Origin of the sequence: Planktothrix sp. FACHB-1365 (assembly GCF_014697575.1) — a bacterium.
In the GTDB taxonomy this organism is placed as follows: domain Bacteria; phylum Cyanobacteriota; class Cyanobacteriia; order Cyanobacteriales; family Microcoleaceae; genus Planktothrix.
The window spans coordinates 68643-80909 of the sequence record NZ_JACJSC010000028.1 but is presented as its reverse complement, the minus strand read 5'-3'; the positions used below and the strand labels follow the sequence as shown (position 1 = coordinate 80909).

The following is a 12267-nucleotide window of genomic DNA, read 5'->3' as shown; positions in this document are numbered from 1 at the left end:
ATTAAAGATGGACAGGGATCTAAATGGTGCGCGAGGGATTTTCCTTCGTGCATTGGTTGATACGCCTTGGTTAAGAAATTATCTTAACTTATGTATTTGTTAACAAATGTTAGCAAAAAAGTATCGGTAGCCCTCGTCCCCATTATTTCCAGCGCTCGCGCGGCTAAAGTGATTTGTCGGAAATGGGAACGCCAATACAAACGCTTACCGGATGCTTTTGTTGTGGAAAATCCTAATACCGCAGGAGGACACCTGGGGGCTAAATATGAGGAACTCAACGACCCACAATTGAATCCAGACCAGGTAATTCCTGAATTGGTCAATTATTTAGAAACCGAACTCGGTCAACCCATTCCGGTGATTGCGGCCGGAGGCGTTTGGGATCACTCAGATATTATTAGAATGTTAGAATTAGGAGCTAAAGGAGTCCAGATTGGCACAAGGTTTATTACCACAGATGAATGTGATGCCGATATTCGGTATAAAGAATTTCACCTGCACGCCCAACCTGAAGATGTGATAGTGGTTTCGAGTCCGGTGGGATTACCAGGACGAGCGCTGCGAAACCCCTTTGTCGAAAAGGTAATTTCCCGTGCTGCGACCATTGAAAAACGCTGTCTGTTGAACTGTCTTCAAGTTTGCCGTCACCGAGAAGCTGGAGAACTTTATTGTATTGTTCGGGCGTTGGATAAAGCCGCACGGGGAGACGTGGAAAATGGTTTAGTGTTTTCCGGTAGTAATGCTGGACGCAGCCAACGGATTATGCCTGTGGCTGAGTTGATGGCGGAGTTAGTGAGTTAAGCGAGTCGTGTTTTGTATCATTAACTTGAATAATAAAACAGTGAACCCAGCCATTAACAACAAATGAGGCAGGTTACTCATTAGTCTTTGTATCCCCGTCGCTTCGTCGCTTTGTTTAGTAATTCGTAGCAAAGGGTAAGGGCTAAAAACTAATGCGGAAAGTAGTGTTACTCCTTGTAAAAATTGCGCCACATCTAAACTCCAAGTTAGAGTGGGTAATCCTGCCCCACTATATCCTAAAGAACGAGCTAATACGGGGAGAATTTGTCCGGCTTCGGTCATAAAAGCAGGAACATAGTGGGCTAAATTGGCAGCCAAAACAAACGGGAGATAGGCGTAAATAATCGTTAAATAATTGGGTTGTTCGGGATCAAAAAAGCGAGCGATCGCATGAGTTCCTAATGTTAAAATAGCGGGAATACTGAGTAATGCTAAAGTGAGGGGTAAACTGGTTAAAAAATGATCCGCATCGACAGGCAGATTTTCCCATCCCAACCAACCTAAAATAGTCTGGGAATGGTGCATAAACACACCCCCAAATAATAGTAATAACAGCGCCACTTCTGCCCAAAAACCCTGATGATCATCTAATAAATCCGATGCAGGAAAGCGTAAATTTAACTGTCCTGAGCGATTGGGACAAGCCTTCAAACAATCCATACAAAGCATACAATCGCGGTTATCTTGCAATTGGGCGGGATGGGAGTAAAGCGGACAACCTTTACTGGCTTGTCCTTCATTGGGTAAGGCATCAGCAAAGTTAAGTGGAGTTTCCGTACTGCCTTTATAACAGCCAAAGGTATTACACTGACTCCCACAAACTTGCTGAGTTGATCGCAATTCCGTGATCGACAGTTTGGCAAACATCCCATTCATCCCACCAATAGGACAGAGATAACGACACCATAACCGACGTTCATAAATTAAACTAAAAATCACAGCCCCGGCAGTAATTGTTAATAATAACCAAGCAGAAAGATAGGCATGGTGGGGCAAATCCCACAGTTTTTCCCATAAATAAATGATTACAAACCCGGCAAATAATATCCACGCACCCCAACGATTTAGCCATGAGGTATTCCAGGTGAGTTGCTGACGGGGAAATAACCACAGGGAAAGTTGACGCATCCATTCACCCATAATCATAAACGGGCAAATAGCACACCAAAATCGCCCCACAAACGCGAATAAAAATAAATAACCAGGCCACCACCAAGCCCAAAATAAGTTGAGGGTAATACTGCTATCTCGTGATTGGGAACCGATAAAACCTAAAATTGTAACGGGGATGAAAATTGCCATCATCACAATCCAGATTCCTTCAGGATACCAATGACTCAACAACAATTTCCGCAACCCCGGAACATGGGTGAGTAAATCAATCCGAAAGGCATTTTTCCTAGATTCTACTGACCACAAAGCTTGTTCTGGAATTACCGATTGTCCGATGGGGGTCATCATCACAGCCCGGTGCAATATTTCGGCTAATTCTGCTAAATTCCCCGGATATTCGTAACTAATCAAACGCCGCAAATCTGCCCGATCCAATTGCAACAAAGGGCGATTTTGTTCCCGACAAAATTGATTTAAAAAGTATTCGGCAAATTCAGGAATATCGGCTTTGCGTTGGGGTAAAGTTAATAGTTTAATTGAAATAATTTCAATATCGGGAAAAATGAGTTTGTTGGCAGAGGCAAAAATTAAACGCACCCAAGATTGAATGGGTTGAGGCGATTCGTGAGATAATTGATGGTGGTCTAATATGCCATGATTGGGGATAATTAATCCTGTTTTCAAATAGTGAATTAATCGAGTGCGATCGCCTTCACTTAAAACCTGAACATTATCGAGTAATAAGGTTCCCTGTTCTAATAATTCCAGAATACCCGGTTGATTGCCCGTTCTGCCAAACAAGACATCGGTATTGAGTCTACCATCTGCCGTATGAGGAAGTTCAGCACAATCTAATTCAGCAAAGGGTCGGTCAGCTAATTGAGAACGCAGATGGATCAATCCCGCTAAAAAGGTTTTTCCGCTACCCGGTTGGGCTTGAAACACGACAGGCGTTAACGTAGATGCGGCTTGATCGATTTTTTGAGCGAGTTTTTGGGTGGCTTTGCTATGACCGAGAATCATTTCCCCAGTGGGAATATCTTGGATATAGGGTTGCAAGCCTCGAATGCGTTCTTCTTCCCAAGCAATGCGACTGGCAAGATCATCTAAGTCTCGCATCAACAGGGCATGGAGCACTTGTTGAATAGCAGGATAGTCTATTACCAATTCCAAAAACGGGTTTTGGGGTAAAAACAGGATTTCACTGGCTGTCAGGGCGATCGCACTACTATGGTACGTTCCTTCATCGGAACTCGCTACCAGTGTATAGCCAAATAAATCTCCAGGGTGGCGATCGCGGATCGACAACTTACCAATGGGCGACTGTTGAAAGATTTCCACCTTTCCCAGCTTGAGCAAATATAGCCCAATGGGAGTTTGTCCTTCTCGATAAATCAGACTTCCCGCTTCGACTTGGAAGCGATAAAACAATTGGGAAATGGCTTGCATCGCGCTTTCTGGCAGGCTTTCCCAGATGGGTTGACTCCCTAGCCAACCGATATCTTCTGCCCTTTTCCCTTCATCGGAAGCAACTGTTGGATCGTAATCGATGGGTTGTGGCAAGGGGAAGATGTTTGTTAACTCGATTATAGAGTTCAACGAATTTCCCTCAATTCACCAAGCAAGACTTGAAAATGCTGATAAGAGTGAGAATTGATCATACCCGAATATTTGTCACATTTTCAGTAACTGATTGTACAATTTCTCAGGATATAGCAGGGAATTACGAATTACGAATTACGAATTACGAAGACCTCGATTTGGTTGAGTTTGACAGCGCTCAAAGGCGGGTAAATGCCTTTCCTGAGAGACTTGACGCAGTTGGGTAAAAGCTGCTTTTAAATCGGGTTGGGTAACAAATGTTAAAAAATTATCATACATTTTAACATTAGCAATTTCCGCTTCTACTCCCATTTGGCAAGCTTCTTTTAAGGTATTAGGTGCGGAAATCTGACCTGGAAACCTATCATTAGGAACAGCCATTCCATACTGAGCAAATAGATTTCTCCAAAGATTGACATGATTATTTTCTGCTTGCACAATATTGCTAAACGGACGAACTGCCCCAAATTTTTCGATCACGGCGTTATAAAAGGCTCTAGCGCGATATTCATCATTAATCGCGTCAATCATAGCTTGTTGAATCTTAGCATCTAAAGCAGTTTGAGAAAGTGCTTTTGAAGGGAAAAAGCCGGGAAAAATCATGTTATTGCTAATCAGAATGATTCCTGCTATTAATCCCTGAAAAGCTGTGCTTAGATTGTTTTTGATCGGTTTGTAGTTGTTCATTGATTTACTCCTATCAAATACCGAATCAGTCCTTTTAAAGAGCGCCAGTCAAGAATAACGTGAAGCATCGTTACAACTAACGCCAACAAACTGATCAAAAAATGGATATCACCCCATTCGTGGCGACTTAATCCTAACAAAAAGGCAATCCTACCTGCCCCTTGTCCATGAGGTGCAAACCATAAGATAAAACCTGTAAGTGCGACCAAACTCCAACTGATTAGGAGTGCTAAAGCCACAACCCCTCGCATATAAGTTCTGGGGTTAATTCTGCGTTTACGTTTCATATAACCGTAGGGGCGGAGTTACCCCGCCCGCGCATCAGTAATCAGTCAACCCTCAAGTTCACAATCCCAATTTAGCTAAAACAGGTTTAGGTGAAACAATATGCTTATTCATGCCCAATTTTCCGGGTTTCATTCCTAAAGCAAGTCCGATAATTTCGGTGATATATAAAATTGGTAAATTGTAAGAAACATTGTATTTCTTCTCAATATCTGGCTGACGAAGTTCTAAGTTTGTATCACACAACGGACAAGCTAAAACAATACAATCAGCCCCTAAAGATTTTGCTTCATCTAAGAGTTTTTTAGTCAGATCAAAAGCGACATCCTGTTGAGACACTAAAATTGGGCCGCCACAGCATTTGGTTTTTGAGCGAAAATCAACAACTTCCGCCCCACAAATTTCAGACAATCTATCCATTGATGTCGGAAAAACTGGCGAATCCCAACCTGTAATATCTGCGGGTCGAGTTAACAAACACCCGTAATAACAGGCAACTTTTAAACCCGTTAAGGGCCGTTTAATTCGGGAGGAAATATCGATATCATTAACTAACACATCGACAACATTTCTAATTCGGATATTATAGTCAGAAACATCAATCCCCATTTCCGACATAATCGCCATAATTCTATCTTTTTCGGTGGGTTCTTTTAATGCCTTAAGTGCTCTGGCTGACTTGTTGTAACACCCCGAACAAGACGCTAATAAATCGAGATCTTGTTTTTGAGCTAAAGCGACATTTCTCGCCGCCATTGCCATCCCAACATCGTGAGAAACTCCAGCAGCAACAGAGCCCCCACAACAAGACCAATCTTTGAGTTCCTCTAACTCAATTCCGAGTTCCTCCATCACAACTTGGGTTGAGATATCAAACTCTTTAGCAGTGGTATGGAGACTGCATCCAGGGTAGTAGGAATATTTCATTTTTGTTCCGCCTTTTCTAATGCTTCACTAAAGGTTTTAGGGTCTTTGATTTTTGCAGGAAACGGTGACATTTTCCCTTTCAGGGTTAATTTAATGCCCAATTCTGCTTGATCGATCATGGCTTGTAAACCGCCATATTTCTGCATTAATTCTGGTTCAAACAGAATGCCTCGTTTCTGCACTAACTCGACAAAAATTTGATTAAAACGAGTTGAATTGTTCTCAATTCCTTCGCGAATGGCGATCGCTTTTACCGCTTCAATCACATCAGAAGGACGCACCCCACGGGGACATCGGGAGGTACAAATATAACAAGAACTACACATCCACAAAGCGTTACTTTTAAGTACCTTCTCCCATTCCCCTCGTTGTGTCATTAAAATGAGAGTTCGAGGGGACATATCCATCTGGTCAATATTGGTACAGCCACCGCTACAAGTCCCACACTGCATACAAGCCGCGATCGCAGCCCCGTTTCCCCCTTCAGCAACCACTTTTTTAACAAAATCGGAGTTCATTTTATCGCCGTCGAGTTGGCGATCCGCTTTCAACCCAAAGACAAATTTTTTCGCTTTTGTTGCCATGATTTTTTCCTCTTTTATTTGAGAGATGTTGCCATTTCTGTGATTAATTGTCCATTCAAATTCGTTTCAGAATCTTGGGAAGAACGAGCAACAAAACTGGCAATTTCTGCGGCGGCGGAGCGACCATCGGTAATTGATTCCATAATGGCTTTTGGCCCCGTTGCGGCTCCCGCTAGAAAAATACCTTCACGGGTTGAGCAATTATTAGAATATTGTTGATGGGCGGTGGCATAAAAGCGATCGCATCCTAATTTTAAATTCGCTATTTCTGCTAACTCTGGGTTGCCTTCCATTCCCACCATTAACACTAACAAATCAACGCTTAATCGCATCGGTTTTGCCGTTAAGGTATCTTCTAAACGCAGTAATAAATTGCCATCTTTTTTCTCACTCGCTTCCGACAACCGACCCCGTAAAAATTGCACCCCATATTGTTCTTGAGAGGTGCGGTAAAGTTCCTCATAACCGCGACCAAACACCCGAATATCCATATAAAGGCAGTAAACATCACAATCAGGATGTTGTTCTTTAATTTCAATAGCCTGCTTAATTGTATTCGTACAACAAACGCGAGAGCAGTAATTATTATTCACCTTTTCATCACGAGATCCAACACAATGAATCATCGCTATTTTTTGGGGAATTTGTCCTGACCGGGTTTTAATATTTTGCGCCTTCAGCATCAAATCAAGTTCAACTGAAGTGATGCAATTATCATAAATTCCATAGCCGTATTCTTCTTTCAATCTGGCATCAAAATGCTTATATCCGGTTGAAACTAAAATTGCTGCGGCTTCAAGATTTTCCCCCGTTGATGTCGTGACTTGAAAGTTGGGGGCAGACCCTTGAATTTGAGTTATGGTTGTATCGGTTAAAATTCGAGTTTTCCCTAACTCAGCTTTCAGATTAGCCGTAATTTCTGAAGCGTCCGTAAAATCAGGAAACACTTTATACCACTTGTTTAAATGTCCGCCGATTTCGGCTTGTTTTTCAATTAAAACCACCTCATAACCAAAGTCTTGAAGTTTTCCAGCCGCCGCTAATCCCGCAGGGCCACCACCAATAATTACCACAGGTTTGTTCATGTTTCCTCCCTTTTTTTTAGAAAATAAAATTCAATAGGTATGATGATTTACTCTTCTGATAACTGATAACTGATAACTGATAACTGATAACTGATAACTGATAACTGATAACTGATTAAAACGGTCTTCTCCGTTCTTCAAAGGTTTTAGATTTGTCGTAAGAAATGCCAATTTTATCTAATAAGGGTTCAATAGGAACAACTTTGGCATTTAATCCACAATCTTTAAACGGATCGTATCCTAACATCAAACCTGTGAGTTGAGCATAGTCGAGAATACTAACATTAAATTCTTCTTCCAAGACTTCTTTAATGGTTCCTTGTTCGGCATCTAAAAACACCGTACACCCCGGACAATTGGTTAAAATTAAATTACAATCGGGATGGGTTTCTTTGAGACTTTTCATCTTTTTATAAACGCTACTAGCGGTATAGTCTCGATTTTCAGGAAATGCACATTGACGAAAACCCATGCCGCAGCAATGTCTTCTTTCTGGATAGTCAACAATTTCCGCGCCAAATGCTTCTAATAACCCGACTAAAACTTGAGGAAATTCAGATCCCCCCATGCACTCACCCGGAAAGATTTTGCCATAGTGACAGCCAATATGATCAACGGCTTTTATTCCTTTTAAACTATATTTAGCTTTTTCTGCTAATTTATGGCGATTGGCAAAAAACACATCAGACGCATGAACTACAGACGGTCTACCCCCAGAAACATGAGGAACCCAAAATTCACGTCCTGTGGTTTCTTTTAACATTTTTTCTGTATATTCTCGTAACTCTGGTTCTTCTTCCCAAAGTTGAATCATTTCAGTGTAATTCGCAAAAGAAGTTACACAAAATGAGAAGAGATTATCGACTCCTAATTCATCATGAGCAACGGAAAAATTACGAGCCGCAACCACCATTTGGGTTTCCAGATTAGTCACATCTCCGTGATAGCCAATTGCCCCACAAGAAGTATGTCCAGCAGCTTCGCGTAAATCAATTCCTAAGTCATTTTTTAAGATTTTATAGGCAATTCCTTCTGTATAGGGGGCAGCACTTTGCAGAAAACAACTGCGGAAACACCCCCATACATTCCCACCAGGTTCATCAACGGTTGGAACGTGCTTTTGATGTTTTTCCCAAGCTAAATTTTGTCTAGCTACTTTCATTGTGTTTTTTCCTTTTTGATTGATGTCAATTTTTAATCTTTGATGGATGCTAATTTAGGAATTAACCGGGCAAATTACCGCTCTCATATTCTGGCTATTGTCTGCATTATAGTAAGAGCAGCCATCGGGTTTTGAGTCAGAGAAAAGCCCATCGGCAAGTCGTTTGTAGATAAGTTACTGTTCCCTCCTATATTAGATGAAGCAAAGGGCTGGTTTTGGGCAGTAAAACTATTATCAATATTCAGATAACTCTGCTCAACTGCTGATAACCCAGTGCTGTTAATTTGACTTGATGAACCCAAGACAAAATTTGCTGCATAAGCTGAGTTACCACCACCATTGCTAACGAAGCTTTGATTGCTTCCACCTCCAGTTAGAGGGTCATCTATTATTGTTTCCTGAATCTGATTCGTTACATTATTAGAGGTATTAGAGGAGTTCGTATTAACAGTTTCGCCAGTCAAGTTTGAAGTAAATGCACTCAGATGATTATTTGATCCCTTCAAAAGTTGTTCATATACCTTTTGAATATCAGCGTTATCTGTTTGGGCAATTCGCTCTTGTAAATCTGCAATATCAGTCTCCTCAATCAACACTCCTACCTGTAAGGCTGCCGTTAATGATTGACTGCCTTGGGCTATCAGATTGTTATACAATTGTTGTAAATCTGGATTAACAAAAACACCGATCAGATTATCACCAACTGGATCTTCAATTTGATAGTTATTAAGCAGGGTTTCTATCTGATTCTCATGACTGTCTTCGCTATTGGCGATATTGTTAAAAATAGATAATCCCCACTGTTCATACAGGGTGACGTAGACATCATGCGCCAGTTTTTCTTCTTCGCGCATATAGAGGAGTCCTTCCGTTTCGGAGGCATCCAGACTGCTATTGACGCTACTAAAATTATTAACTGTCTGCATAATTTTTCTCCTGATTTATTCTCCCATCTCGTAGTTTCTGCTATCAGCCGTTTCTACCCAATTTTCCCAATATTTTTCAACTTCTTCTTTGCTACCGAGTTTCTTTTCCATACCTTTTTCAACAGCATCCATTAACTCAAGTGCCCCAGTTGCTTGATAAATTGCTCGCAATTCATCCATGTCTTTTTCGGGAATCATGCGGTGGGAACCTGCGCTATTTTCTAAGTTCATGGGAACATCCCACCACTCTCGCATTTCTGCCATGTGTTCGTAATAGTATTCCCAGTTTTCTCCGAGTTCAGGAAAGTGAGCCGGGGTGATATTTTCTGCCACTAAGGTATAACCTCGTTTAAGCAGATTTTCCCCAAAGACTCGTTTAGCAAATAATTGTTGTCTGCCTTTTTCTGATTCGGCAAAATAACCATGACGTACTGAAAGCCGACGCAAAGCCAGAATGACTTGGGCGGTGCTGTTGCCTCTTGGACATCGAGGTTTACAGGAGAAACATTGTCCGCAAAACCAGATTTTATCAGATTTAAGTAACTCTACAAGGGAGTCTTCTTCTTCCAGATGGCAAATGTTCATCACTTCTCTCGGAGAGTAGTCATAAACCTCGGCGGCTGGACAAACCGCAGTACAGATGCCACAGTTCAGGCAGGCATTCATCCCGTGTTGGTATTGAATGTCTCGTTTAAGTTCGTTAACTAGCTTGCCCATCAGCCAAACCCTCCGATGCGATTTTTTAACTAGCTGATCAAATATTTATATTCTTATATAGTTATATAAAATACAGAAAATGTCAATCAGTAAATATACTTAATTCAGAACTAGGAAAAGGTAGGAGTCGATTGATCTATGAGCAATGGCATAGCAAAAAGTTAGATCAATCTGCTCCTACCCCCTGATTTTAGAAATAGAACACTTCTTAAGACGAATCAGATTAATCTGTAACAACTGGTTTTGGTTTTTAAACCTAATTTATTTTATTATAATATTCTCAGTTTGTCAATTCAAAAAATCTAAAATTTTGATGGCATATTTAGCAACAAATCACCCTAAAAATCAGTTTTTTTAGGGGAATTTTTCTATATTTTGAGATCATCAAGGGTGCATAATCTTAAGCTTACGCACCCTAAGAGGTTATTTTTTCCACTGCATAAATTTAATGTACTCCCCCTCAAATCGATCTCCCGTGAGCATTCGATTCCAATAAATCCAGGGTAAAGCGGTAACTTTCATTGTCCACATAATTGCCCGTTCTTTAACTGGATTGAGGGGGAAACTGGATAGAACTGTGGTATTATAACCATTAAATTCTGCCATAATAGTCCGATCATACCCGGTAATTAAGGGACAACAAGTATAACCATCATATTGACTGATTAACGGTTTTGAGGCCATCAAAGCGAGTAAATTTTTAGCAACAACGGGTGCTTGTTTGCGAATAGCGGCGGCGGTTTTAGAAGTGGGTAAAGAGGAAGCATCACCTAAACTAAAAACATTCGGATATCGCTTATGTTGCAAGGTATAAGCATCGACATCAACCCAACCATAGGAATTATTGGGAATAGCTAAAGGACTATGTTTAATAAAGTCCGGTGCACTTTGGGGCGGAGCAACGTGAATCATATCATAGGGATAACTGACTTGATCAATTACATTGCCATTGTTATCCAAAATATCGAAAAGGGCTGTTTTTGTTTCAGCGATAATCGCTTTTAAATTATGCCGGAACTGAACATTAATCTCTCGTTCTTTAACAACATTTTCTAACAGATGAGAATATTCAGGAACAGAAAACATCCGATTTCCAGGGGAAAAAAACATCACGTTGGTTCGTTGACGAACTCCCCATTTTAGACGGAAAGTGTCATCGGCCATATACATGACTTTTTGAGGTGCCCCCCCACATTTAATCGGAGTATTCGGAAAGGTAAATAAAGCATTCCCACCTTTAAAATTACGAATCAATTCCCAAGTATAGGGTGCATACCGAGGAGAATAATTTGTGGTGACGCCCTCTTTTCCTAATGCTTCTTTGAGTCCTGAAATCAGATGCCAATCAATTTGAATACCCGGACAAACAATTAAATAATCATATCGAACCTGGAAACCCGCTTGAGTTAAAACTTGATTGTGCTCTGGGTCTAAGTGAATGACTTTATCTTTGATCCAAGTGGCATCTTGAGGAATAACATCTCGTTGATTTCTAACAGTATCTTGAATCTGGAAAACACCCCCTCCCGTCAATGTCCAACCCGGTTGATAATAGTGTTTATCGGAGGGATCAATAATAGCAATATCGAGGGAATGATTCTGATTAAAAAGTAGAGATGCGGTTGTAATTCCGGCGGCCCCTGCTCCGATAATCACGATTTGATAATTTAAGGTTTTAGTAACCGTTGGAAGTGTCACTTTATCAGAAATTTCGGCGGGTTGGATTGTGGATGTAACCATGTTGAGTGTTGTTGTGTGAGAAGAGTTGTTGTTAGTGAAAATCAATCCATAAATGCTGTTAATTGCATCAGGAATTACGGGACTGTTTCTAAAAGTTGTCCGGCTGCTTTCCAACCTTGAATACTAGGAGGAAATCCTCGAACATTCTGATAGCCTAAAAGTTCTAATGCCATCACGCCCATTGCCGTCCGATAACCTGTTGTACAATACAAAACCACAGGACGATCTTTAGGAATTTGATCGATATTTTGAGTTAAGGATCTTAAGGGAATGTTGATGGCAGTTGGAATATGACCGAAAGCATATTCAGAAGGTTCTCGAACATCAATTAAAACCAGATCACCTTGTTGTATTAGATTTTGAAGATCCTGAATCTTCATGATTGCATAATATCGGGGAGGAATTTCTTCCAAAAAATGAGTGATCACTGGGTTCAAATTTTCCGGTGCATTAACCGGCTCTCCTAAATCAAAAGAACTGGCTAAGGCAGGTACAGGCTTAAACAGTAAGATAGGAGAAAGGAGCAACCCAATTAGCAAAAATAATAATAATAATTTTTGCCTGATTTTACCGAGATTTCTAAACATAAACAGATCCATTCTGTAACAGCTAAATCTCAAAGCCTGGAAATAAAAATT

General features: G+C 40.8%; 12 protein-coding genes. 1 reads left to right on the top strand and 11 read right to left on the bottom strand.

Features of this window, described 5'->3' with window-relative positions; all coding sequences use genetic code 11:
- Positions 1-90: 90 nt before the first annotated feature.
- On the top strand, positions 91-801 hold the full coding sequence (locus H6G57_RS23120) for a nitronate monooxygenase family protein (RefSeq protein ID WP_190522911.1): 711 nt from the start codon (positions 91-93) through the stop codon (positions 799-801).
- Here the strand turns inward: H6G57_RS23120 and H6G57_RS23115 are convergent.
- From H6G57_RS23115 to H6G57_RS23065, 11 genes are all read right to left on the bottom strand, one after another.
- A complete protein-coding gene (locus H6G57_RS23115) occupies positions 790-3477 on the bottom strand; it encodes a cyclic nucleotide-binding domain-containing protein (protein ID WP_242049068.1) in 2688 nt (895 codons plus the stop codon). The genes H6G57_RS23120 and H6G57_RS23115 overlap by 12 nt on opposite strands.
- Positions 3478-3651: 174 nt before the next feature.
- The gene (locus H6G57_RS23110; protein WP_242049067.1) at positions 3652-4203 is read right to left on the bottom strand and encodes a DUF2202 domain-containing protein; all 552 of its coding nucleotides are present in this window, start codon (positions 4201-4203) and stop codon (positions 3652-3654) included.
- Complete coding sequence (locus tag H6G57_RS23105) at positions 4200-4490, bottom strand: DUF4405 domain-containing protein (RefSeq protein WP_190522909.1); 291 nt, start codon at positions 4488-4490, stop codon at positions 4200-4202. The genes H6G57_RS23110 and H6G57_RS23105 overlap by 4 nt, the downstream gene beginning before the upstream one ends.
- Positions 4491-4548: 58 nt before the next feature.
- Positions 4549-5415 carry a CoB--CoM heterodisulfide reductase iron-sulfur subunit B family protein gene (locus H6G57_RS23100; protein ID WP_190522907.1) on the bottom strand — a complete coding sequence of 289 codons (867 nt, stop codon included), beginning with the start codon at positions 5413-5415 and terminating at the stop codon, positions 4549-4551.
- Positions 5412-5999, bottom strand: coding sequence for a 4Fe-4S dicluster domain-containing protein (locus H6G57_RS23095; protein WP_190522905.1), 588 nt, complete (start codon positions 5997-5999; stop codon positions 5412-5414). The genes H6G57_RS23100 and H6G57_RS23095 overlap by 4 nt, the downstream gene beginning before the upstream one ends.
- A 14-nt stretch (positions 6000-6013) precedes the next feature.
- The gene (locus H6G57_RS23090; RefSeq protein WP_190522904.1) at positions 6014-7084 is read right to left on the bottom strand and encodes an FAD-dependent oxidoreductase; all 1071 of its coding nucleotides are present in this window, start codon (positions 7082-7084) and stop codon (positions 6014-6016) included.
- Positions 7085-7199: 115 nt separating this feature from the next.
- Positions 7200-8246 carry a heterodisulfide reductase-related iron-sulfur binding cluster gene (locus H6G57_RS23085; protein WP_072720536.1) on the bottom strand — a complete coding sequence of 349 codons (1047 nt, stop codon included), beginning with the start codon at positions 8244-8246 and terminating at the stop codon, positions 7200-7202.
- Positions 8247-8329: 83 nt separating this feature from the next.
- Positions 8330-9172, bottom strand: a complete 843-nt coding sequence (locus tag H6G57_RS23080) for a DUF2202 domain-containing protein (RefSeq protein ID WP_190522902.1) — start codon at positions 9170-9172, stop codon at positions 8330-8332.
- Between the two features lie 15 nt (positions 9173-9187).
- A complete protein-coding gene (locus tag H6G57_RS23075; protein ID WP_190522900.1) occupies positions 9188-9889 on the bottom strand; it encodes a 4Fe-4S dicluster domain-containing protein in 702 nt (233 codons plus the stop codon).
- 423 nt (positions 9890-10312) lie between these two features.
- Positions 10313-11629, bottom strand: a complete 1317-nt coding sequence (locus tag H6G57_RS23070; protein ID WP_190522898.1) for an FAD/NAD(P)-binding oxidoreductase — start codon at positions 11627-11629, stop codon at positions 10313-10315.
- A 74-nt stretch (positions 11630-11703) separates the two neighbouring features.
- Positions 11704-12216, bottom strand: coding sequence for a rhodanese-like domain-containing protein (locus H6G57_RS23065; RefSeq protein ID WP_190522896.1), 513 nt, complete (start codon positions 12214-12216; stop codon positions 11704-11706).
- Between the last annotated feature and the right edge of the window lie 51 nt (positions 12217-12267).